We start from the raw sequence: 21,381 nt of genomic DNA on the forward strand, positions 1-21,381 counted from the left end.
TTTTACGTACATTCCTATGAAACCCGCAAAAGAAATTCGTGTTGGCAATATCATCATGGTCGACAGCAAGCCAATGATCGTGTTGCGTTCTGATGTCAACGGTTCGAGCCGCACGGGCTTCACCTACAAATGGAAGATGAAAAATCTTCTGACGAACACCCCGATGGAAAACGTGTTCCGCGGCGACGACAAGTTTGACGTTGTTGTTCTGGATAAAAAGCCAGTGACGTATTCGTACTTCGCCGACCCGCTGTTCGTCTTCATGGACACCGAGTACAACCAGTATGAAATCGAAGAAGAAAACCTGGGCGATGCACTGCATTACCTGAAGGATGGCATGGAATGCGAAGCCATTTTCTACGACGGCAAGGCAATCTCCGTTGAACTGCCTACGACCATCGCCCGTCAAGTGGTGTACTCGGAGCCTGCAGTCAAGGGTAACACTTCGGGCAACGTCCTGAAAGAAGCCAAGATCGAAAACGCCATCGAAGCGCATCGCCACATCGTGCAAGTGCCGCTGTTCGTGGCACAGGACGATGTCATCGAAATCGACACCCGTACCAACGAATACAAGCGTGTCGTACGCAACTGATTTGCCCCAGTGCCAAATCATCAAGAAACGCTGCCTTCGGGCAGCGTTTTTTTTGCTTAAAAAATAATTACCTTTGACAACAATTGTGTTGCAAGGACTGCTATGCTATAGCTAGAACATTATTGCGGCAGAAACATTGAAGTTTCCTGGAGATACCATGCAGCGCAGTCAGATGTTACGCGGTGGCGCGTCGCGTCCCGTATTGGCCCGTGCCACGGTGCCCGCCAGCCCCATGGCCCACCTGCTCGATGCGGGCGTCTTGCCGCAACAGCAGATGATGCAGGCAGGCAAGCTCAGTTCGCATGCGCTGACGTCGCAGTACCTGGCGCGTATCCGCTCCCTGTGCAGCATCGGCGCGCGTGCCTATGCCGGCATTGAAATCAATCCCGATGCGCTGAAAATTGCCCTGGAAATGGATCGCGAGCGGCAGGGGCACAAGGTGCGCGGCCCCTTGCATGGCATCCCCATCGTCTTGCGCGACAATATCGCCACCGGTGACCGCATGAAGACGCGCACGCAGGCGCCGCTGGCCACGCAGGCCAGTTGCGATTCCTTTGTCGCGGCGCGCTTGCGCGCGGCCGGCGCCGTCATCATCGGCAAAAGCAATTTGCGCCAGTGGGCCGCCGTCAGCGTGCCGCATGCCAGTGCCAGCTGGGCCGGCCTGACCATCCTGGCCGTGGACAGCGCGGCGGACGGCTCCATCGTCGCGCCTGCTTCAAACTGCGGCCTGGTCGCCATCAAACCCACGGGCAGGGCAGCCGCCGGGCAGGGTGGCGAGCCAGCCACGGCGGGACCGATGGCGCCCAGCGTGCGCGAGGCGGCCTGGCTGCTCGCTGCCCTGACGGGCGAGCGCCTGGCCGATGGCATGGTGCTTGACGCCGCCGGCTTGCATGGGCGCCGCATCGGCGTGGCGCGCCACCTGTTCGGCCAGTGCGCCGGCACCGATGCCGTGATCGAGCAGGCACTGCTGGTGCTGCGCGAACAGGGCGCGGAACTGATCGAGACGCCGCCTGCGCCCGTGCCTGGCGGCATCGCAGCGTTGCTGTGCTCGCATGAACTCGATGCGCTGGTGGGGCCCACGTGTCATGGCGTATCGCAGCCGCAGTGCGCCTTGCCGCAGATTACGGTGCCTGCCGGCGTGGTGGAGGGCTTGCCCGTCGGTTTGTCCTTCATCGGATCTGCCCACGGCGACCTGCCGCTCATCGCGATGGCCTATGCTTATGAGCAGGCGACGTTGCACCGGCGCACGCCGGCATTACCTTCCAGCATCACGCAGGCGCTGCGTTGACCATGATGATGATTCTTTTCGCTTTCTTTCGATAAACTATGCTCGCAACCTTGCTGCTCAGTGCGGCCGTCGCCGCCATCCCGACTCCTTTTGATGCCGCGCAACTGTCTGGCAGCTGGTCCGACAGCGCGAATACGAGCAGTGTTTGCGAAGAAGCGCGGCACTTTACGCGCATGCAGCTGTCTGATGATCATCAGCGGCTGGCGATCTTCAGCGACCGCACCTGGAAAAGCAAGCTCGGTGAAACCAACCGCTTTGCCGCGACCGTGGTGGCGGAAACGGAGCGCAGCCTGACGTTACGCTATGACAATGAAACCCGCCTCAATGCCGCTGGCAAGCTGGTGGAGTGGCAGCTGATTATCGTCGCGCCCGGCGTGTACCGCTGGCGCGAAACGGGTTGGCCGGAAGGCAAGGTCAACGGGGTCGTCGGCATCCGCTGCTCCCCCTGATGCGGGTGTGCCAGCATGGCATTCTGCTATGCTGCCCGCATTATCCGATGCCTTTAGGAGAAGTCATGTCCGCACGTTTGCTGTCCCCCCTGTTCCTGGCCACCGCCGTGGCGCTGGCCGCCATGCCGGCGCAAGCGCGCACGCCCAGGCTGTCGCTCATTGAGCAAGCGCAAAGCTGCGACGGTGGCCATACCTGTCCGTACTTCCCCGACGTCTACAAGGCGGACTACGCGTTTCGCAAGGCCTTCAATGTGGGCTTGAAAAAAGCCGGCCTGAAGCGGCAGCGCTGGGTGCCCGATGGCGTGGCCAGTCCGCTCAAACCGGTCGAGATCGACGGCAAGGCGCGCCTGCTGAGCAGCGTTTGCGAACCGCACAATTGCGGCCACCACTACACCATCCTGTACGACCCGGCCGAGCGCAGCATGACGGGCGTGTACATGGGCAGCGACGCCAAGGGGGAACTGCGCACCGTGTACTTCGGCGAACCCAGCATCGCCGAAGCCGACCTGTTGTTCAAGAACTGATGCACGCGCCACTGCGCATTTCCAGTGAGCGCGGCGAACTGGACGTGCCCATGATCCACCGCTACCTGAGCGAGCAGTCGTACTGGAAGCGCGGCGTGGCGATTGACGCGGTGCGCAAGGGGATCGCCAACGCGCTGTGTTTCGGCGGCTATGTCGATGGCCAGCAAGTGGCGTTCGCCAGGGTCATCACCGATTACACGGATTTTGCTTACCTGCGCGATGTGTTCGTGCTGCCGCAATATCAGGGACGCGGATATGGCAAGCAGATGGTGGCCGCCGTGCTCGGCGATGCACGCTTGCGCGATGTTGCCTGGATGCTGGGAACCGATGACGCGCATGGCCTGTATGCGGGCTTTGGTTTTGCGCCGCTGGAGGCGCCGCAAAAATACATGCGCCGCCCTGCGCCTTAATAATTATCAAAAAAACCTTTAAGTAGTAAGACAACCGTTAGCATTATTATATTAAATAATGTTGCATTGATAATGACGTCATGTCATTATTCGTGCTCTGCAGCGTGCGGTGTTGCTGGTGCTGTGCTTTGTCGTCGCCCCCTGGGCGCGGGCAAAGGTGGTGAGCGGTCCGATTGGTCATCCCTGGCACGTTTTCTCGTCTCTTTAAAGGAATACATCATGAAACAATATGGAGCCGAGTTCCTCGGCACGTTCTGGCTGGTGCTGGGCGGTTGCGGCAGCGCCGTGCTGGCGGCTGCCTTTCCCGGCTTTGGCATCGGTTTTGCCGGCGTGGCGCTGGCGTTTGGCCTGACGGTGCTGACCATGGCTTACGCCATCGGCCACATCTCGGGTTGCCATTTGAATCCCGCCGTCTCGATCGGCCTGTGGGCCGGTGGCCGCTTTCCCGCCAAACAACTGTTGCCGTACATCATCGCGCAAGTGCTGGGCGCCATCGTGGCCGGCGGCGTGCTGTATGTGATCGCCAGCGGGCAGGCCGGTTTCGATGTCAGCAAGGGCTTTGCCTCGAACGGCTATGGCGCCCATTCGCCAGGCGGCTATTCGATGCTGTCGGCGCTGGTGATTGAAATCGTGCTGACGATGTTCTTCCTGATCGTCATCCTGGGCGCCACCGACAAGCGCGCGCCGGCAGGTTTTGCCCCACTGCCGATCGGCCTGGCGCTGACCCTGATCCACCTGATCAGCATTCCCGTGACGAATACTTCCGTCAACCCGGCCCGCAGCACGGGCGTGGCCTTGTACGTGGGCGACTGGGCCACCAGCCAGTTGTGGCTGTTCTGGCTGGCACCCATCATCGGCGCCTTGCTGGGCGCGCTGGCCTACCGCTTGATTGCTGGTGAAAAAGAGTAGGTCGGCTTAGCCCGCAGGGCGTAAGCCGACAATGCCGATAGCGTAGCTTGTCGGCTTACGCGCGGCCTTGCCACGCTAAGCCGACCTACGAGGCTACCGCTTGATTGCTGGTGAAAAAGAGTAGGTCGGCTTGGCCCGCAGGGCGTAAGCCGACAATGCCGATAGCGTAGCTTGTCGGCTTACGCGCGGCTGCGCCACGCTAAGCCGACCTACGAGGCTACCGCTTGATTGCTGGTGAAAAAGAGTAGGTCGGCTTAGCCCGCAGGGCGTAAGCCGACGATGCGAACAGCGTAGCTTGTCGGCTTACGCGCGGCTACGCCACGCTAAGCCGACCTACGAGGCTACCGCTTGATTGCTGGCGAAAAAGAGTAGGTCTGCTTAGCCCGCAGGGCGTAAGCCGACAATTGCCGACAAACCACTTGACGAAAGCAGCCCACGGCTTGCTTTTTTCGTTTAATCGGCGGCGCGCCACTCGCTCAGGTAATGCTGCGGCGTGCGGCCCAGGATGCGGCGGAACATGGCGCTGAAGGCGCTGGGGCTGGCGTAGCCCAGCGCATAGGCGATGGCCGCCACGCCTTCGCCCCGGTCCAGGCGGCAGAATGCCTCGGCCAGGTGGACTTGTTGCAGCCACTGGCGGTAGTGCAAGCCTGTTTCCTTGGGAAACAGACGGATCAGGGTGCGCGCGCTGGCGCCCGCATCCTGCGCCCAGTCTTCGATGCTGCGCCGGCTGCCCGGTGCGCTCATGATGGCCGAGCAGACGGCCACCAGGCGGCGGTCGCGCGGCCAGGGGATGGCGAGGGGCACCGTATCGGCCGCCGCCAGTTCCGACAGGATCAGGTGCGCCAGCCAGTCGCCGCGTCCCGCCAGCGCATACTCGATCGGTTCGGCCAGCAAGGCCAGGATCAGCTCGCGCAGCAGCCGGCTCACTTCCAGCACCTTGCAATCGGGGCCATACCGGGCCGCCACCTGCGCATCGATGTACACGGTGCGCATGCTCAGTTCGCTCAAGATGTGGACTTCATGCACGACGCCAACGGGGATCAGCAGGGCGCGCCGGGGCGGCAATATCCACACGCCGTGCCCGGTGGAGACGCGCATCACGCCTTCCGTTGCATACAGCAGTTGCGCCCGCACATGGCTGTGCGGCGCCGTATAGTCGCCCAGCGCATATTGCCGGGACATGGCCGTCACGGGGCGCGGCACGTGCTGGTAATCGTGTGAGCTGGTGCTGCGGCTGAACGGCACGCCATCGGGGTGGGTCTGGGCGGTTGGGGGGCTGTACATGGGGGGCGTTGGCTAGTCTCTTGGTTGTCACTTGGGCGACGATTATTGGAAGTTGTCAGTTCAGCGACCATACTATACTGGCTTCTTTGCCGGGCCGCCCGTCGTGCCCGATTATTGCGGAAGACACATGCACACAACCACACCTGCCCCGGCATTGGCCAAGTCCGTGCCGGCGGCTCCCTCGCTTCATCGTTCCCAACAACCATCCGGTCTGGCCATGCACATCCTGGGCGCCGTCGCCTTTGTGCATTTGCTCAATGACCTGATCCAGGCATTATTGCCGTCGATTTACCCGATGCTGAAAGCCGAGTTTTCACTCAGTTTTACCCAGGTCGGTCTCATCACCCTGACGTTCCAGTGCACGGCATCGTTGCTGCAGCCCTGGATCGGCTTGTACACGGACCGTCGTCCGCTGCCATTCTTGCTGCCCATCGGCATGTGTTTTACCCTGGCCGGCGTGCTGATGCTGTCCATCGTCTCGACCTTCCCGACCCTGTTGATCGCATCGGGCCTGATCGGCGTCGGTTCCTCGACCTTCCACCCGGAAGCGTCGCGCGTGGCGCGCATGGCCTCGGGCGGACGCTATGGCTTTGCACAATCGCTGTTCCAGGTGGGTGGCAATGTCGGTTCCGCACTGGGACCACTGCTGGCGGCGGCCGTCATCGTAAACCGCGGCCACGGCAATGTCGCCTGGTTCAGCCTGCTGGCCGTGCTGGCCATCGGCGTGCTGTACAAGGTCAGCCACTGGTATGGCGGCCACCTGGCCAGCTTCAAGCCGAAGGCGGGCGGCCAAGGGCCTAACTTGTCGCGCAACAAGGTGTTGCAAGCGCTGGGGGTGCTGGCCCTGCTGGTGTTTTCGAAGTACATCTACATGGCCAGCCTGTCGAGCTATTACACCTTTTACCTGATCGACAAATTCCACCTGTCGCTCGGCGATGCCCAGCTGTACCTGTTCCTGTTCCTTGCCGCCGTGGCGGCCGGCACCTTCATGGGCGGCCCCATCGGCGACCGCATCGGCCGCAAGCGCGTGATCTGGATTTCCATCCTGGGCGCCGCACCATTTACCCTGCTGCTGCCGTACGTCGACCTGTTCTGGACGGCCGTCTTGACGGTGATCATCGGTTTCGTCATTTCCTCCGCCTTTTCCGCCATCGTCGTCTTTGCGCAAGAACTGGTGCCGGGCAAGGTGGGCATGATCGCGGGCATCTTCTTTGGCCTGATGTTCGGTGTCTCCGGCATCGCCGCCGCCGCCATGGGCCACCTGGCCGACGTGGCGGGCATTGCCTATGTGTACAAAATCTGCTCCTATCTGCCGCTGCTGGGCATATTGACGGTGCTGTTGCCGCATATCGAGCAGGCGAAAAAATAAGCGGGCGGCGCGGGAGGGCTTGACGGCCCGCCCGCGTACATGCGATATTTGTTCCATGAGCACTTTCATCCTCCCTCCAGTTTTTGCATCCGGCTTTGCATCCGGCGCCGCCGCTGCGCTGTGTCCGTGTACCTGGCTTCGTGAGGATGCGGCCCGGCGCCGTTAAACGTTTTACTCCTCATTCGATGGCCACAGTGTTGAAAAACCTGTGGCCATTTTCTTTTTCCGCAGCGCTAATGAAAGTCCCGCATGACACTCCATTTGTACGATACGTATAGCCGCAGCCTGCGGCCGTTTGAACCCATCGCCGCGGGCCAGGCGGGCCTGTATGCCTGCGGGCCCACCGTCTACGATTATGCGCACATCGGCAACCTTCGCACCTATCTGTTCGTCGACGGCTTGCGCCGCGCGCTCGCGTTCAACGGTTTGCAGGTGCGCCACGTGATGAACATCACTGACGTGGGCCATTTGACGTCGGACGCGGACAGCGGCGACGACAAGATCGAAGTGCGCAGCGCCCGCAGCGGCAAGTCGGCCTGGGACATCGCCGCTGAATTTACCCGCGCGTTTGAAGACGATCTGCGCCAGTTGAATATCCTGCCGCCCACCGTCTGGTGCCGCGCCACGGACCACATCGCGGAACAGATCGCCTTCATCCTCGACCTGGAAGCGAAGGGTTATACCTACCGCACCGACGACGGCATCTATTTCGACACCACGCGCCAGGACGATTATGGCAAGCTGGCGCGCCTGAAGCGCGACGGCCTGCAAGCGGGCAAGCGGGTGGAGCTGGGCGAGAAGCGCGACATCTGCGACTTCGCGCTGTGGAAGTTCAGCGGCGTGCCGGGCCAGCGGCAGATGGAGTGGGACAGCCCCTGGGGCCTGGGTTTTCCCGGCTGGCACATCGAATGCTCGGCCATGGCGGAAAAGCACCTGGGCACGTATTTCGACATCCATTGCGGCGGCGAAGACCACGTGGCCGTCCACCACAGCAACGAGATCGCGCAAACGCAGGCGCGCCACGGCACGCGCCTGGCCAACTTTTGGCTGCACGGCGCCTTCCTCAAGACGCAGGATGCGAAGATGTCGAAATCCTCAGGGGACTTTTTGCGCCTGCAAAGCTTGCTGGAGCAGGGGATCGATCCGCTCGCCTACCGCTACCTGTGCCTGGGCGCCCATTACCGCAGCAGCCTCAATTTCACGGATGACGCCATGCGCGCCGCCGCCAGCGGCCTGGCCCGCATGCGCTCTACCGTGCATGGCCTTGGCGAGGCGCAAGGCGAGGCCGATCCGACGTGGCTGGCCCGCTTCACGGAACAGCTCAACGAGGACCTGAATTTTCCGCGCGCGCTGGCCGTGGCCTGGGAACTGCTGAAAGGCGACCTGCCCGACGCCGTGAAAAAGGCCACCATGGCCCGTTTCGATACGGCACTGGGACTCGATCTGCTGGCCTGGCAGCCGGCGCAGGTGGAAGTGCCGCAGCCCGTGCAGGCATGGATGGCGGAACGGGCCATCGCCCGTGCGCAGCGGCAGTGGGGCGAGGCGGACCGCTTGCGCGCACTGGCGCGCGCGGCCGGCTATGACATCGACGATACGCCGCAAGGGCAACAGGCGCGGCCTTTGTGAAGATGTCCTGCATAATGGCCGCCTGATGAAAATGGAGAGGCCGTGAAGCGTCGTGTGCTGCTATTGAGTTGTTGCCTGGCCTTTTCTGCCGTGCAGGCGGCCAGCGAGTGTCCGGGCTTTCCCGCGCTGGCCACATCAGGCGAGGCGCTGCTGGCGCAAGTGCGCGCGCTGCCGCCCGTCGGCATCGACCGCGAACGGCAGGCGTGCGTGCCGGCGACCATCATCGATTTCGCCTACAGCGGCGGGGTGCTCTGTCGTTTTGGCAGTGAAGTCGATGCGGCGACATCCGCCGTCACGCGCCTGGCCGATGGCGGTGAGCTGGTCGAATACCTGTATCTGTTCCCGTATGCGCCCGCCTCGCACGCGCGCTTGCTGGCGCTGCTGGCCGCGCGTTTTAGCCAGGTCGACAAGGCGGCATGGCCGGCCTTCCTGCAGGGGATCACGCCGGGCAAGGAAACCACGGCCCTGTTCACGCAGGGCGGCTACTATATTTCGCTGGGCAAGCCCACCGAAGGCGATCCCGCCGCATGGTATTCGAATGTGATCTTTGAAAAGATGGACAAGCCTGCGCTGGGTGTGCGCAAGGTTTGCAGGGAAGGGCGCGATGGCTGAAGCGGACGCTTTTCCGGCCGCCTTGGCCGGCACTGTGGCGCAGCTGCTGCCCGTGCTGGGGAGCAGCCGGGCACACCCGCCATTTGCCGTGTACCAGAATGGCGAGGCCTTGCTGATCCCGACGCGCACGTACTATGACCGCGAGCAGCTGCTCGCTTGTACCCTGCTGCCCGGCGACGCGGGCGTGGTCGCCCTGTGCCTGGGCACACGCCACCATGACGGCCATCTGCGCGAAGCGTGTGCAAGACAGCTGTTGCTGCAAGAGCGGGCGTGGACGGTGCCGTTCGTCGTGCACCTGTGCGGCGAATACGTGCTGGAGATTATTGAGATAATTGGCGCGGCGCTGCCGGCCTGGAATGCCGATGCACTGGCGCGCTATCTGCGGGAAAACCCCGCGTATGTGGCCACTCTGGAGCGGCGCAGTATCAGTTACTGGAGCTGCTACTACCGCGGGCAATATCCCGTGTGGGACGATTACCCGGGACGCAGGACCATGGCGGCCCTGCGTGCATTGCAGCAGCTTACGCCTCGATAAAGCGCATCTTGAAGCTGCGGCCCTTGATGTTGCCGAAGTCGCGGCCCAAGGTATTGCCGGCGTTGAGGCGCTTGAAGGCCGCTTCCGCCACCTTGCGGTCGAGCGCCACGTAGGTCATGAACTCGAACACGTTGATCTTGCCCACTTGCTCCTTGGTCAGGCCCGCGTCGCCCGTCAGCGCACCCAGCAAGTCGCCCGGGCGCAGCTTGTCCTTCTTGCCGCCCATGATGCACAGGGTGACCATCGGCGCCGGCAGCGCCTCCATGCCGTCATCTTCCGCCAGTTCCTTCAGGTCGTGCCATTCGGCGGCGCTGTTCTGGTACTGCTCGATCAGCTTGACCCATTTCTTCTCGTTCGGCGCACACAGCGACAGGGCCAGGCCCTTCTTGCTGCCGCGGCCCGTGCGGCCGATGCGGTGGATGTGCACTTCCGTGTCCTTCGAGACGTCGACGTTGATCACGGCGCCCAGGTCGGAGATATCGAGGCCGCGCGCGGCGACGTCGGTGGCCACCAGCACGGAGCAGCTGCGGTTGGCGAACAGCACCAGGATTTCATCGCGCTCGCGCTGTTCCAGCTCGCCATACAGGGCCAGCGCGGAAAAGCCTTGCTGGCGCAGTTCTTCGGCCAGTTCGCGGCAATGCACCTTGGTGTTGCAGAAAGCCAGCGTCGATTCCGGCTTGAAGTGCTTGAGCAGCTTGCCGACGGCGCCATTGCGCTCGTCGAAGCCGATTTCATAGAAGCGCTGTTCGATCTTGTCGTTATCGTGCTGCGCCTCGACCGTCACTTCCAGCGGATTGACGAGGAACGATGCCGTGGCGCGGCGGATGTCTTCCGGATACGTGGCCGAGAACAGCAGGGTCTGGCGGCGTGCGGGGCAGGCGCTGACGATGCCGGCGATTTCCTCGTAAAAGCCCATGTCCGTCATGCGGTCCGCTTCATCGAGTACCAGCGTTTGCACGTGGCTCAGGTTGATGGTGCCGCGGCCCAGGTGGTCGCGCATGCGGCCCGGCGTGCCGACGACGATGTGGGCGCCGTGTTCCAGCGAGGCGATTTGCGGGCGCATCGGCGCGCCGCCCGTCAATGTCAGGATCTTGATGTTGCCGGCTGCGCGGGCCAGGCGGCGCAGCTCATTGGCCACCTGGTCGGCCAGTTCGCGCGTGGGGCACAGCACCAGGCCTTGCACGGCAAACCAGGCCGGATTGAGCTTGTGCAGGATGCCGATGCCGAAGGCGGCCGTCTTGCCGCTGCCCGTTTTCGCCTGGGCGATCAGGTCGCGGCCATCGAGCACCGCCGGCAGGCTTTGCGCCTGGATGGTGGTCATCTCGTGGTAGCCGAGCGAGTCCAGATTGGCCAGAAAGGCGGGCGTCAGCGGCAGGCTGGAAAAAGAAGTGGTAGCGGATGTGGTGGTCATAAAGGGCGGAGCCGGTAAAAAGCGGGTGGATGGGCACAGTCTACAGGCGTTCAACGCCCTTGTGCGGATGGTGGTGTGGAAGCCGGCGGCAAACGGCCGCCAGCGTTGGGGTATCAGTTGTCAGGCGCCCAGATGGGCAAGCCGGTGAGATCAAGGCCGGCGTCGCGCGTCCACACGGGCAGGCCCGTGGCGTCCGTCGGCTCCAGCAATTCGAGCTGCACCTGCTTCAAAGCCACCTTGCGCGCGCGCGTGCGGCGCTGCGGTTCCGGCGCCGGCTCTGGCGCCTCGTGCGCAGGCAGCTGGCCGAAGCCGGGCAAGTCGATGGTGGCGTTGTCTTTTTTATCTCTCATTTACTAACCTCTGTCCCTGGCCTGCGAAAGCCAAGGGGCGGGCAAGGTGCTGCCCGCCTATGTCTATACGCTTTAACTTCATCCACAAAACAAAAGCCCGGCTACTGGAGTCGGGCTCATTGTTGGAACATCCGTCAGGAATACCTGACCTGCGGATTTAAGAACCTGTCCCGGTAGGGAGCGTCTGCAGCAGATTGCTCATCGGGAGCGCGGACAAGGCGTGAGGAGGACGCCTGGCGAGCCAGGCTACGACGAACAACGCAGTACCCGCTTCCGAGGGGCTGTCTGCTGCTGATGTATTCATCTGCCGGGACAGGTTCAAAGTGCGGCACGCAGTGTATCACAGGCGTGCCGCACTGTGTGGGGCTTAGCGGAAGCTCAAGGCGCCAGTCAAGTCACCCGGCGGCAGCGCGCCGCGTGACGCGAACGCATCATTGCGCACTTTCAGGCCTTCGAGCAGTGGCAAGTCGTGCAGGCGCGTGATCAGGCGCAGGATGGACGTGGTGTCATAAAAACTGTGGTCGACGGCGCCTTTTTTCGCGTACGGCGAGACGACGATGGCGGGAATGCGCGTGCCCGGACCCCAGCGGTCGCCTTTTGGCGGCGCCACGTGATCCCACCAGCCGCCGTTTTCATCGAACGTGATCACCACGATCATGTCTTTCCACTGCGGCGATTCCTTCAGATGCTGGATGATGTTGGCCACGTGCTGGTCGCCCGACTCGATATCCGAGTAGCCGGCATGCAGGTTCAGATTGCCCTGCGGCTTGTAGAAGGTCACGGCCGGCAGCTTGCCCGCCACGGCGGCGGCGAGGAATTTGTTCGAGATCGGGCTGTCGCCCGTGCCGCCGTCGCGCAGGTGTTCGGCGCGCGCCGCCGTGCCAGGCGCGAACTGCTTGAAGTAGTTCAGCGGCTGGTGGTGGAACTGGAAGTTGGGCTTGCTGCCGCCGCCCTTCTGGTCGAGCGCCGCTTGCCAGCCGCCGCCATACCAGGCCCAGCTGACGCCCTTGCGCGACAGCAGGTCGCCGATGGTGTCATAGGTTTGCGGTGGCAGGGTGTTCGCATCGGCCGGGTCGGCATGCAGCGGGTCGCCATCGAAGGCGGGGCGGACGTAACTCGGTTGATATGGCGGCGCCATGGTGTTGACGGCATAGCCGTCCGGCGTGAGGGCGCCGTCGTTGACGTACTTCGGTTTGCCATCGAGCGCGGAGGCGGGGCACTCGGGAGAGATCGCCAGGCGCACGCCTTGCGGACCGTCGGACAGTACGGCGATCTTTTTCTTCGCCGCCGTATCAATCGCGTTGAAGTATTCGTTGGCGCGGCCCGTGACGAGGAACTGGTGGTTCATGTAGGAGCCGCCGAAGGCCGCCATGAAGAAGTTGTCGCACAGCGTGTACTGCTCGGCGATCTGCCACAGGTTCAGGTTTTTCGACGTTTCGCCGTAGTGGCCCATCACCAGGCCGCCGCTGTCGGCCCACGCGGCAAAGCCGTCGTTCTTGCCGCCATTGATCTGCATCTGGTTGTTATAGAAGCGGTGCACGAGGTCGCGCGTGATGATGCTCTCGGGCAGGGGCTTGCCGGCTGCGTCGCTCAATTTGTAGGGCGCGTTCGGCAGGCCGGAAATCTGCTCTTCCTTGATCAGGTAATCGGTGCCGCCGATATTTTGCTGGTTCGGCACCAGGCCGCCCCAGATCTTCGGCAGGGTGGCCAGCGGCTTGCCGTCGCGGTCCAGCTGCCGCGCCTGTTCCGCCGTGACGGCGGACAGGGGCGCGCTGGTGCCGGGGAAGTTGGCGAACAGGTTGTTGAAGCTGCGGTTTTCCAGGTAGATCACGACCACGTTCTTGACGTGCGCCTTGAGTTTCGCGTCGAGCGAACCCTTGGCGATGCTCTTCCTGGCTGGCGCGGCGTCGGCCAGCGCCGGCAGGCTGGCGGCCAGGCCGACTGCGGAAGCGGCCTGGAAAATGCGCCGGCGCGAGGGATTGGCGGGTTGGTCGGCCGGATCGGCTGGCAGGGCGGGGGCGAGGTCCTTCACACATTCTCCTTGGGTGTTTCTGTGGCACGGGCAGTGTTTGTGCCCGTGAAGCGGAAAATTGTATCACCGGCCCCTGGATGATGCGAAATATTCGGCCCGCCCCGTTCAGTGCATCAGAACTGATACCGCACGGTCAACGCCACCTTGCGCGCCGGGCCATACATGCCCGAGTACCACCAGTCCGATACGGAAGCCGTGTACTGCTTGTCGAACAGGTTGGCCACGTTGACGGTGGCAGAGAGCTTGTCGCTGACGTCGTAGCGCGCCATCAGGCTGGCCACCGAGTACGCCTTCTGTTCCCAGTGCAGGGTACTGTTGATCTGCCACGCGTCGATGTCGGAATACACGCGGCTTTGCCAGTTCACGCCGCCACCCAGCGTCAGGCGATGCAGCTCGCCGGGCAGCCGATAAGTGGTCCACAGTTTCACCAGGTGGCGTGGGAAGGTGGTCAGGATCGCCTTGCCGGTATTGTTTTCCGTCTGGCTGTAAGACCACGAGGCCGAAATGTTCCAGCTTGGGGTGATGGCGCCCGTCGCTTCCAAGTCCACGCCCTGGGTCTTGGCACCCTGGATGGTGCGGTTGGCGGGATTGTTCGTGCCGGGTACGGTGTAGCCGGGATCCGATTCGGCCAGGTTGCTCTGGCGGATCTGGTACAGCGCGGCAGCCGTGTTCAGGCGGCCATCGAGCCAGCCGCTCTTGATGCCCGCTTCAAAGGTCTTGCCTTCGCGCGGCGCCAGCAGCTTGCCGTAGCGGTCCTGCGATGCCTGCGGCTGGTAGATGGTGGAGTAGCTGGCGTAGGCGCTGTGCGTGCCGTCGATGTCGAACACCAGGCCGCCATACGGCGTGAAGACCCGGCTTTCCGAGGCTGGCGAGGCGCTGTAAAAATTCACGGAAGGTGCGTCCGAGATGTAATTCTCGCTGTAGCGCAGCACTTTTGCGCCGGCGATCAATTTCAGGCGCTCGGACAGGTTGAGGCGCGTGGCGGCATACGCGCTGGCCTGGCGGCGCGTGCTGTCGTAAGTGACAACGGCATTGCCAAACGCCGGTGTTGCCGTGCGGTTCCAGCGGTACAGGTTGGCGGGCGTGCTTGCGACGCCGCCGCCGAAGCGGCCATCCGTCGTGCTTTGGAATTCGCTATAGTCCATGCCCAGCACCAGGTCGTGCTGGCGGCCGAACGCGCTGAACGGGCCACGCACATTGACGTCCACGCTGTTGACCTGGAGCTGGTAATCGCGGTAGTCGGCATTGAGCAGCAGGCCGTCGCCCGTGGCCTGGTCGGGAAAGCCGCCACTCACGTCCAGGTAGATGGAGCGCTCTTCTTGCGACGACTGCACGCGGTTGGCCGAGATTTTCAGCTTCCAGTCGTTCGCCAGTGCGTGTTCCAGGGTGGCAAAGAGGTCGGTCGATTTGGTGTCGAAGCGATTCGACTTGGCCGCCGGGCTGAAGGAGCGCGGCAGATCCGTCATGGCGCCATTGCTGTAGAACAGGGGGAAGCCCAGGTAGGACAGCGAACCATTCGAGCGCTTGCGCTGGTGCGTGACGCCGGCTGTCAGTTTCGTGCCGGCGGACAGGTCCGCCTCGACCACGCCATACACCACTTTCTTGTCGCGGCTGTAGCCGTCGATGATGCCGTCGCCTTCCTCGTACACCGTCACCAGGCGGCCGCGCACGGTGCGTGCCTCGTTCAGCGGACCGGCGATATCGGCCATGCCGCGCCGTTCATCGTAGGAGCCCAGCTCGCCCTCGACGGAGGCCTGGAACTGCGCCGTCGGCTTCTTGCGCACCATGTTGATGGCGCCCGAGGCATCGCCCGCGCCCGTCATCAGGCCCGAGGCGCCGCGCAGCACTTCGATGCGGTCGTACAGCGCCATGTCGGCCAGGCTTTGCGACGGTATCGCGTTCAGGCCGAGGTTTTCCGAATGCGTGCTGACGCCATCGAGCTGGTAATTGGTGATCGAATAGCCGCGCGAAGTAAAGCCCGTGCGCTCGCTGCCCAGCGAGAACAGGGTGATGCCCGGCGTTTGCGCCATCACTTGCGCGATGGTGCTCAGGCCCTGGTCCTGCATGCGCTGCTGCGTGATGACGCTGACCGACTGCGGCGTTTCCCGGATCGACAGGCCCAGCGGCGTGGCCGTGGAAACCGGCAGGGCGGAGACATACGCGCCCGAGCCTTCCGTCGCATCCTGCTGCGCCTTGACCGATACTTCCGGCATCATGGCGATGGCGTCCGCGCCGGATTCCGACTGCGCCGGGCGCAGCACATAGCTGCCATTGGCGCTGCGCTCGGCCTTCAGGCCGGTGCCGCGCAGCACGCCGTTCAGGGCCGCCAGTACGTCGTGGCGGCCAATGAGGCCTGCGGAGGTCTTGCCGCGCGTCTGTTCCGGCGCAAAGCTGAGGATGACCCTGGACTGGCTGGCGACCTGGCGCAGCGCCGCAGCCAGGTCGCCGGCCGGCACCTGGAAATCCTGACTCGTGGCTGGCGCTGCGGCGCTTTCCTGCGCCAGGGCTGGCGCCTGGACGTTCAGCAGCAGGGCCGAACCGATGAAAACGAGTTGGATGGCATACGCCATGCGCTTGATGCGCGGCGTGGAATGAATGGCAAGAGACATGGTTACCTTGTGGTGTAGTCGTCAAAAAGAACGTTGCCTACACAGGTCACGCGAGAAACGCAAACGGGTAAGGTTTTTTTGCGGCGGGCGTCAAATAAATTGTTAGCGCTGCCGGCGCGCCTCCACCTGCACCCAGTAGCGCGTGCGCAGGCGCACATCGACGGGCAGGGAGTCGGGCAGCGACAGCAGCACGGCGTCCAGGTCGGCCAGCGGGAAGACGCCGGAGATGCGCAGGCCGGCGACGGCGTCGTCGCAGCCCAGCAAGCCGTGGCGGTAGCGGCTCAATTCATTTAGGAAGTCGCGCAGCGGCATGGCGTCGGCCAGCAGCAAGCCCTGGCGCCAGGCCCAGATGTCGGGCGAGATGGCGTGCGCGGGCAAGAGCTGTTGCGCCGTCATGCCGCCGCCCTGGCCCGCATGGATCACGCGGTTGCCGTCGCCATGGCGCGGCGTCAGCCGCACGGCGCCTTCTTCGACGGCGACCAGGGTATTGCCGTCCGCCTGGCGCACCGAGTAGCGCGTGCCCAGCGCCTGGGCGTGGCCATGCGCGGTTTCGACGAGGAAGGGGCGGTAGGGCCGGCCCGTTTCGCGGGCGGTGGCGATGAATATCTCCCCTTGCACCAGTTGCAGCAGCCGTTGCGTGCCGCTGAAGCGGATGTTCACGGCGCTGCCGCTGTTCAGGTGCAGACGGCTGCCGTCGGGCAGGGCCAGCTCGCGGCGCTCGCCCACGCCCGTGGCCATGTCGGCCAGCGCGGCGCGGGCCATGTCGGGCGCATATTCCGAGCGCGCGCCGAACCAGCCCGTAATGCCGATGGCCGATACCCACGCCAGCAGTTGCAGGCTGTTGCGGCGCGAGATGGGCGCGGCAGGACGCCGTGCCAGCGCCGTGCGGCACGCTTGCGCATCGAGTTCGCGCAAGCCGCCGCTGGCGCTTTCGATGTGTTTCCACGCCCGTTCATGGTCGGGGTGCGCCTGGCGCCACTCTTGCCAGGCCGTCTTTTCCGCCGGCGTGGTGGCGCCGCTCATCAGGGTGGTCAGCCATTCGGCCGCCTGCATGGCGATGGCCAGGTCGATGGGCTGGCCCAGTGCATGGACGGTGGCGGTGCGCATGTCAGGCGCTGGCAAAATCGGGCACGGCAAAAAAGCACAGCAAATTGGCCTTGCTCAGGTATTTTTTGACGGAATGCGTGGTGGTGCCCAGCTCGGCGGCGATCTCGGCGTAGCTCATGCCGTCCAGGTGGGCCAGCAGGAAGGCGGCCTTGGCCTTGGCGGAGAGCTGGTCCAGCGCGCGGTCGATCCGTTGCAGCGATTCGAGCAGGATGGACATCGCTTCCGGCGAGGGCGCGCACGCTTGCGGCTGATGCCGCAGGGCGTCGAGGTAGGCCCGTTCCAGTTCTTCGCGCCGGCAGTGATTGGCCAGCAGGCGCTTGGCGATGGTGGCCAGGAAGGGGCGCGGCTGCGCGATTTCAGCACTGCTGCGTGCAAGGAAAATCTTGAGGAAGGTATCCTGCGCCAGGTCGCCCGCCAGCCCCGCGTCGTGCAGGCGACGCTTCAGCCAGTGCAACAGCCACGAATGGTGCTCGGCATACAGGGCCTGGAAATCGGACGGCGGGGAAGGGGCGGACAGCATGGGTACAGTACGGCTTAATCTAAATGAGAATTGTTCTCATAATAGCGCAGCCGCGCACGCCAGGCAATCAGGAAAACGCGGCGTTGCTGAAATGCGACTGCGCGCCCGGGCCGCCTGCGGCAACGGACTTGCGCTTGCGCACGGCAGATGTAAAAGTTTCCTTGGCGCAAGCTTTCATGTGAGAAAATGCGGCTTGTCGATGTGGTGCGGAGCGCAAAATGATGTGGATGGTTGGCGGTGCCCTGGTTCTTTTGGTCGCCAGATTTTTATGGTTGGCCTTTTTCCATCGGGTCAACGCGATGTCGCGCCAGGCTGAGCTGATGAACTGGCTCGACATCGGCCGGGTGTCGAATGCCGATGGTGGCAAGGATATTTTGTTGGCGAGAAATGAGCGCGGCGCCCGGATCGACTGGCGCACGGGCGAGGTCTGGTTGATGAATCCCAAGGTAGAAGAGCCGTTTGCCGACTTTCTCGCCGTCGAGCGCTGGCTGACTTTGCGCGAGATGCCGATGCCGGACAAGCCGGCGCCTGCCGCGCCCGCACCAGCGGAGCCGGAACCGGCACCTGAGCCAGGCCCCGTGCGTGATACCTTGCCAGCCTTCCAGCAAAAGGTCGACGCTTGCCTGGCCAAGGCGCAGGGTGGCCAGGAATTACTGGAAACCAAGCAAGCCTTCGAGGCGGGCAGCGAGCCTTACCTCGAGGCGTCGACGGAATTGAGCAAGACCGCGCTGGAGTTCGAAGTGTCGCCGGCGATGGTGGCCACGTTTCATATCAGCGCCTTTGCCGCCCTGGCAGAAACGGCGGGCGCCGACAAGCTGGAAAGAGTGGCGGCCAGTTTGCACGCGGCGGCCAGGCAGATCCGGGCCAGCGTCACCGCGTAAAGATGGGTCAGGCCAGGCCAGGAATGAAAAAACCGCTGAATCCCTTGCAGAAGTCAGCGGTTTTTATGTATTGGTTGCGGGGACAGGATTTGAACCTGTGACCTTCGGGTTATGAGCCCGACGAGCTGCCAGACTGCTCCACCCCGCAGCCGAATTATAACCGAGTTTGTTGCATTGCGAAAGGGCCGATTACATCGGTTTGCCTGATGGTCGTGGAGATGCTGCGCCGCAATGGAAAAAGCCGCTGATCTTTTGCAAGAGTCAGCGGCTTTCAGGTATTGGTTGCGGGGACAGGATTTGAACCTGTGACCTTCGGGTTATGAGCCCGACGAGCTGCCAGACTGCTCCACCCCGCATCCGAATTATAGCCGGGTTTGCTGCAATGCGCAATGGCCTGGTGTCAGACCCAGGATTACGCCGCCGCCAGGCGCCACAGCGACGTGACTTCCTTCGAGCGTGCAGCGTGCAGGCTGTCCGTCGCATCTTGCGCGCGCGGGTGCGTGGGTTTCACGTCCAGGCGGTCGATCACTTTCAAACCCGCTTGCGCTATCCATTCGAGCAATTGCGTGCGCGGGCGCAGGCCCAGGTGCTCGGCCAGGTCCGACAAAATCAGCCAGCCTTCGCCATTTGCTTCCAGGTGCTCGGCCAGGCCGGCGAGGAAGCCGCGCAGCATGCGGCTGTCCGGATCGTAGACGGCGTATTCGATCGGTGAGCTTGGGCGCGCCGGCAGCCATGGTGGATTGCATACGATCAGCGGCGCGCGTCCCGCAGGGAACAGGTCGGCCTGCACCACGTCGACCTTATCGAGCAAATCGAGGCGCGCCAGGTTTTCGCGCGCGCACGACAGGGCGCGCGGGTCCTGGTCGGTGGCGACGATGCGTTTGATGCCGCGCTGCGCCAGCACGGCGGCCAGTACGCCCGTGCCGGTGCCGATGTCGAAGGCCAGGCTGGCGCGCGCGGGCAGCGGCGCGTCCGCCACCAGGCCCACGTATTCACCGCGAATCGGTGCGAACACGCCGTAATGCGGGTGGATGCGCTGGCCCAGGGCCGGCAGGTCCACGCCCGTGCGGCGCCATTCATGCGCGCCGATCAGGCCCAGCAGTTCGCGCAGCGAGGCGACGAAGGCTACTTCGCCACGGCCGTACGCCTCATTGCATGCCAGTTTCACGTCCGGCGCGCGGCGCAGCGGGATCGTGTAGTCGACGTCAAAAGGCAGCAGCAGCATGGCCAGGGTGCGGGCGCGTTGCGACTGCGCCTGGCGGTGCAGGTGAAACGCTTCGGTGGCGGACGGTTCCGGTTTTGCCAGCTTGGCAGCCATGGCTTTTTTGCTCGGTTTGTCGTTCTTGTGGTCGGCGCGCCGCGCCAGTGCCTGCAGCAGCTGGCGCGCGTTCTGGAAGTCGCCGCGCCACAGCATGGCCGTGCCTTCGCAGGCCAGGCGGTAGGCCTGGTCGGCCGTCGTGCGGTCATCGGCGATGACGACGCGCTTGGGTGGCGGCATGCCGCTTTCCGAGCGCCAGCGGGCCGAATGCTCGGCGCCGTTTTCGCTCCAGTGGATCTGCGGATGAACGGTAGGTGAAGAGGTGTCGGACATGGGATTCAATCGATAGAAGGGGGCGCGCGGCATGGTCGCCTGCGCAGGCCGTCTTCCATTATACGTCGCTGGCCGTGCCGTCAGCGCTGTCCGTGCCATAGGCGAGTGCCAGCGCGCGGGCGCGCGCCTGGTCTGCGGGCGTGCTTTCCACGGTTTTTTTGGCGGCCTCGGCGGTATTGTCAGGCTGCACCAGCTTGAGCAAACGCAAACTCAGGCTGCCCGCCAGCTCGCCATTGTTGCCGCTGGCGCTGGCGCCGTCGGACGTACCGTGATAGAGATTGCTTTGCAATTGCTGGCCCAGCAGCTTGAACAGGTCGTGCAGATTGCCTGCGAAGGTCGTGGTGGGCAACTCTTTGGCGGGCAGGGCGGCGTCATCGGATGGCGGAACTTCCTGCGCATCATCTTGCGTGTGCGCAAAGGCGCCCGCGCTGATGTTCGATTGATATTGCACTTCCAGTTCGAAGTCGAAGGTCTGGCCATCGGCCGTGGTGATCTTGCCCTTGCCGATGAAATGCGCGTTTTCATCGAGGCTGAAGGCGGCGGTGCGGCTGCTGCCTTTGGTGCCCGAGATGCTGGCACTGCCGCTGCTGAAGCTGGAACCGGCTTGCAGGTCGACCGAATCGAAGGCGACAGTGGCACCGTCACCGAACAGCTGGCGCGTCATGTTGCCAAGAAAATCTTGCGCCACATCGACGGTGGCGTTGCCCAGCGCATCGGTCCGTTGCGAGAGTCCCTTGGCCGACAGGTCCAGGCCGTTTTTTGACAGGGCCACCACGTCTTGCGCCGTGCGCTGCATCAGGGGCGAAGCCGCCAGCCCTGTGGCGCCGCTGCCCGTGCGGGACGGCTGCTGGCCCGCCAGCGTATTCGTGGCGGGTTGACGGCTGGCAAGGGCGGGAAGCTGGGACATGGCGGTTTCTCAATGAGCGAAGTACCGTTATTAACGGCGTTCTACGCCCATTCTTTAACCATTAGTGGTGGTGCGCCCAGTTACCGTCTGCCGACTCCAGGTAAGACTTGACGGCATCGGCCTGGCCCGTGGCGTGACGCTTGAGTTCGCCGCATGCGCAAATGCCCTGATACGGCTGGATATGCGAGCAGGCGGAGACTTTTTGCAGGTAGACCTGCATGGATTTGTGACATTTTACGCACTTGAAGGTGAGGCTGCGGGCGGCTTTCATGGGGTTCCTTGAATTGTTGCGGGGCGTAGGCGGTGCCTGCGCGAAGGCGGCGATTTTAACGCACTCCGGCCATCGTTACACGTTGTTGCATCTGCGCCACGCGC

At 63.5% G+C, this 21,381-nt stretch carries 22 protein-coding genes and 2 tRNA genes; 11 read left to right on the forward strand and 13 right to left on the reverse strand.

The genetic code is table 11. The features are described from left to right. Positions 1 to 16 precede the first annotated feature (16 nt). From C8C92_RS10835 to aqpZ, 6 genes are all read left to right on the forward strand, one after another. Complete coding sequence (locus tag C8C92_RS10835) at positions 17 to 592, forward strand: elongation factor P (RefSeq protein WP_071078242.1); 576 nt, start codon at positions 17 to 19, stop codon at positions 590 to 592. A 157-nt stretch (positions 593 to 749) separates the two neighbouring features. Then, positions 750 to 1,880, forward strand: coding sequence for an amidase family protein (locus C8C92_RS10840; protein WP_116743833.1), 1,131 nt, complete (start codon positions 750 to 752; stop codon positions 1,878 to 1,880). 38 nt (positions 1,881 to 1,918) lie between these two features. Then, complete coding sequence (locus C8C92_RS10845) at positions 1,919 to 2,329, forward strand: hypothetical protein (RefSeq protein ID WP_116743835.1); 411 nt, start codon at positions 1,919 to 1,921, stop codon at positions 2,327 to 2,329. Between the two features lie 65 nt (positions 2,330 to 2,394). Then, a complete protein-coding gene (locus C8C92_RS10850) occupies positions 2,395 to 2,853 on the forward strand; it encodes an Ivy family c-type lysozyme inhibitor (protein ID WP_165829372.1) in 459 nt (152 codons plus the stop codon). Continuing rightward, positions 2,853 to 3,263, forward strand: coding sequence for a GNAT family N-acetyltransferase (locus C8C92_RS10855; RefSeq protein ID WP_116743839.1), 411 nt, complete (start codon positions 2,853 to 2,855; stop codon positions 3,261 to 3,263). Before C8C92_RS10850 ends, C8C92_RS10855 begins: the two co-directional genes overlap by 1 nt. Before the next feature lie 219 nt (positions 3,264 to 3,482). After that, the gene (gene aqpZ, locus C8C92_RS10860; protein WP_099759877.1) at positions 3,483 to 4,172 is read left to right on the forward strand and encodes an aquaporin Z; all 690 of its coding nucleotides are present in this window, start codon (positions 3,483 to 3,485) and stop codon (positions 4,170 to 4,172) included. 453 nt (positions 4,173 to 4,625) lie between these two features. Here the strand turns inward: aqpZ and C8C92_RS10865 are convergent, their stop codons facing one another. After that, the gene (locus C8C92_RS10865) at positions 4,626 to 5,456 is read right to left on the reverse strand and encodes a helix-turn-helix transcriptional regulator (RefSeq protein WP_099759876.1); all 831 of its coding nucleotides are present in this window, start codon (positions 5,454 to 5,456) and stop codon (positions 4,626 to 4,628) included. Positions 5,457 to 5,673: 217 nt separating this feature from the next. On the opposite strand from C8C92_RS10865, the gene C8C92_RS10870 reads away from it, so the two are divergent. The 4 genes from C8C92_RS10870 (at position 5,674) to C8C92_RS10885 (ending at position 9,598) form a co-directional block, all read left to right on the forward strand. After that, a complete protein-coding gene (locus tag C8C92_RS10870) occupies positions 5,674 to 6,825 on the forward strand; it encodes an MFS transporter (RefSeq protein WP_207781075.1) in 1,152 nt (383 codons plus the stop codon). A gap of 249 nt (positions 6,826 to 7,074) precedes the next feature. Then, positions 7,075 to 8,451 (forward strand): cysteine--tRNA ligase, encoded by a 1,377-nt coding sequence (cysS, locus tag C8C92_RS10875; RefSeq protein ID WP_116743844.1) that lies wholly within the window; start codon positions 7,075 to 7,077, stop codon positions 8,449 to 8,451. Between the two features lie 42 nt (positions 8,452 to 8,493). Next, entirely contained in the window at positions 8,494 to 9,063 is a 570-nt protein-coding gene (locus tag C8C92_RS10880; RefSeq protein ID WP_133250732.1) for a hypothetical protein, read from the forward strand. Beyond that, the gene (locus C8C92_RS10885) at positions 9,056 to 9,598 is read left to right on the forward strand and encodes a hypothetical protein (protein ID WP_116743846.1); all 543 of its coding nucleotides are present in this window, start codon (positions 9,056 to 9,058) and stop codon (positions 9,596 to 9,598) included. Before C8C92_RS10880 ends, C8C92_RS10885 begins: the two co-directional genes overlap by 8 nt. Here the strand turns inward: C8C92_RS10885 and dbpA are convergent. From dbpA to C8C92_RS27205, 7 genes are all read right to left on the reverse strand, one after another. Then, positions 9,585 to 11,009 (reverse strand): ATP-dependent RNA helicase DbpA, encoded by a 1,425-nt coding sequence (gene dbpA / locus C8C92_RS10890; RefSeq protein ID WP_099759871.1) that lies wholly within the window; start codon positions 11,007 to 11,009, stop codon positions 9,585 to 9,587. The two genes, C8C92_RS10885 and dbpA, sit on opposite strands and share 14 nt — an antisense overlap. Positions 11,010 to 11,122: 113 nt before the next feature. After that, a complete protein-coding gene (locus C8C92_RS10895) occupies positions 11,123 to 11,359 on the reverse strand; it encodes a hypothetical protein (RefSeq protein WP_099759870.1) in 237 nt (78 codons plus the stop codon). Between the two features lie 367 nt (positions 11,360 to 11,726). After that, positions 11,727 to 13,391: an acid phosphatase gene (locus C8C92_RS10900; RefSeq protein ID WP_116743848.1), complete on the reverse strand. Its 1,665-nt coding sequence runs from the start codon at positions 13,389 to 13,391 to the stop codon at positions 11,727 to 11,729. Positions 13,392 to 13,504: 113 nt separating this feature from the next. Further along, positions 13,505 to 16,000 carry a TonB-dependent receptor gene (locus C8C92_RS10905; RefSeq protein WP_165829374.1) on the reverse strand — a complete coding sequence of 832 codons (2,496 nt, stop codon included), beginning with the start codon at positions 15,998 to 16,000 and terminating at the stop codon, positions 13,505 to 13,507. A 102-nt stretch (positions 16,001 to 16,102) separates the two neighbouring features. Beyond that, positions 16,103 to 17,107 carry a FecR domain-containing protein gene (locus tag C8C92_RS10910; protein ID WP_116743850.1) on the reverse strand — a complete coding sequence of 335 codons (1,005 nt, stop codon included), beginning with the start codon at positions 17,105 to 17,107 and terminating at the stop codon, positions 16,103 to 16,105. A 1-nt stretch (position 17,108) separates the two neighbouring features. Then, positions 17,109 to 17,627, reverse strand: a complete 519-nt coding sequence (locus tag C8C92_RS10915; RefSeq protein WP_116743852.1) for a sigma-70 family RNA polymerase sigma factor — start codon at positions 17,625 to 17,627, stop codon at positions 17,109 to 17,111. Positions 17,628 to 17,694: 67 nt separating this feature from the next. Then, entirely contained in the window at positions 17,695 to 17,964 is a 270-nt protein-coding gene (locus C8C92_RS27205) for a hypothetical protein (protein WP_133250733.1), read from the reverse strand. On the opposite strand from C8C92_RS27205, the gene C8C92_RS10920 reads away from it, so the two are divergent. Next, a complete protein-coding gene (locus C8C92_RS10920; RefSeq protein WP_133250734.1) occupies positions 17,948 to 18,508 on the forward strand; it encodes a hypothetical protein in 561 nt (186 codons plus the stop codon). The two genes, C8C92_RS27205 and C8C92_RS10920, sit on opposite strands and share 17 nt — an antisense overlap. A 71-nt stretch (positions 18,509 to 18,579) precedes the next feature. Here the strand turns inward: C8C92_RS10920 and C8C92_RS10925 are convergent. The 5 genes from C8C92_RS10925 to C8C92_RS10945 form a co-directional block, all read right to left on the reverse strand. Next, positions 18,580 to 18,656 (reverse strand) — tRNA-Met (locus C8C92_RS10925). Between the two features lie 131 nt (positions 18,657 to 18,787). Then, a tRNA-Met gene (locus tag C8C92_RS10930) sits at positions 18,788 to 18,864 on the reverse strand. Positions 18,865 to 18,920: 56 nt separating this feature from the next. Beyond that, on the reverse strand, positions 18,921 to 20,099 hold the full coding sequence (locus tag C8C92_RS10935; protein WP_165829376.1) for a class I SAM-dependent methyltransferase: 1,179 nt from the start codon (positions 20,097 to 20,099) through the stop codon (positions 18,921 to 18,923). A gap of 58 nt (positions 20,100 to 20,157) precedes the next feature. Beyond that, the gene (locus C8C92_RS10940; protein ID WP_116743858.1) at positions 20,158 to 21,006 is read right to left on the reverse strand and encodes a hypothetical protein; all 849 of its coding nucleotides are present in this window, start codon (positions 21,004 to 21,006) and stop codon (positions 20,158 to 20,160) included. A gap of 61 nt (positions 21,007 to 21,067) precedes the next feature. Then, complete coding sequence (locus tag C8C92_RS10945; RefSeq protein ID WP_099759861.1) at positions 21,068 to 21,277, reverse strand: hypothetical protein; 210 nt, start codon at positions 21,275 to 21,277, stop codon at positions 21,068 to 21,070. Positions 21,278 to 21,381 lie beyond the last annotated feature (104 nt).

Origin of the sequence: Janthinobacterium sp. 78, from assembly GCF_003096775.1 — a bacterium.
Classification (GTDB): domain Bacteria; phylum Pseudomonadota; class Gammaproteobacteria; order Burkholderiales; family Burkholderiaceae_D; genus Janthinobacterium; species Janthinobacterium tructae.

Bases quoted from the DNA above. Each gene is read 5' to 3' on its own strand.
- C8C92_RS10945 (WP_099759861.1), bottom strand. From the start codon at position 21,277: ATGAAAGCCGCCCGCAGCCTCACCTTCAAGTGCGTAAAATGTCACAAA.
- C8C92_RS10865 (WP_099759876.1), bottom strand. From the start codon at position 5,456: ATGTACAGCCCCCCAACCGCCCAGACCCACCCCGATGGCGTGCCGTTC.
- C8C92_RS10895 (WP_099759870.1), bottom strand. From the start codon at position 11,359: ATGAGAGATAAAAAAGACAACGCCACCATCGACTTGCCCGGCTTCGGC.
- cysS (WP_116743844.1), top strand. From the start codon at position 7,075: ATGACACTCCATTTGTACGATACGTATAGCCGCAGCCTGCGGCCGTTT.
- C8C92_RS10870 (WP_207781075.1), top strand. From the start codon at position 5,674: ATGCACATCCTGGGCGCCGTCGCCTTTGTGCATTTGCTCAATGACCTG.
- C8C92_RS10840 (WP_116743833.1), top strand. From the start codon at position 750: ATGCAGCGCAGTCAGATGTTACGCGGTGGCGCGTCGCGTCCCGTATTG.
- C8C92_RS27205 (WP_133250733.1), bottom strand. From the start codon at position 17,964: ATGTCGAGCCAGTTCATCAGCTCAGCCTGGCGCGACATCGCGTTGACC.
- C8C92_RS10845 (WP_116743835.1), top strand. From the start codon at position 1,919: ATGCTCGCAACCTTGCTGCTCAGTGCGGCCGTCGCCGCCATCCCGACT.
- C8C92_RS10885 (WP_116743846.1), top strand. From the start codon at position 9,056: ATGGCTGAAGCGGACGCTTTTCCGGCCGCCTTGGCCGGCACTGTGGCG.
- C8C92_RS10905 (WP_165829374.1), bottom strand. From the start codon at position 16,000: ATGTCTCTTGCCATTCATTCCACGCCGCGCATCAAGCGCATGGCGTAT.
- C8C92_RS10850 (WP_165829372.1), top strand. From the start codon at position 2,395: ATGTCCGCACGTTTGCTGTCCCCCCTGTTCCTGGCCACCGCCGTGGCG.
- C8C92_RS10915 (WP_116743852.1), bottom strand. From the start codon at position 17,627: ATGCTGTCCGCCCCTTCCCCGCCGTCCGATTTCCAGGCCCTGTATGCC.
- dbpA (WP_099759871.1), bottom strand. From the start codon at position 11,009: ATGACCACCACATCCGCTACCACTTCTTTTTCCAGCCTGCCGCTGACG.
- C8C92_RS10935 (WP_165829376.1), bottom strand. From the start codon at position 20,099: ATGTCCGACACCTCTTCACCTACCGTTCATCCGCAGATCCACTGGAGC.
- aqpZ (WP_099759877.1), top strand. From the start codon at position 3,483: ATGAAACAATATGGAGCCGAGTTCCTCGGCACGTTCTGGCTGGTGCTG.
- C8C92_RS10940 (WP_116743858.1), bottom strand. From the start codon at position 21,006: ATGTCCCAGCTTCCCGCCCTTGCCAGCCGTCAACCCGCCACGAATACG.
- C8C92_RS10855 (WP_116743839.1), top strand. From the start codon at position 2,853: ATGCACGCGCCACTGCGCATTTCCAGTGAGCGCGGCGAACTGGACGTG.
- C8C92_RS10910 (WP_116743850.1), bottom strand. From the start codon at position 17,107: ATGCGCACCGCCACCGTCCATGCACTGGGCCAGCCCATCGACCTGGCC.
- C8C92_RS10920 (WP_133250734.1), top strand. From the start codon at position 17,948: ATGAACTGGCTCGACATCGGCCGGGTGTCGAATGCCGATGGTGGCAAG.
- C8C92_RS10835 (WP_071078242.1), top strand. From the start codon at position 17: ATGAAACCCGCAAAAGAAATTCGTGTTGGCAATATCATCATGGTCGAC.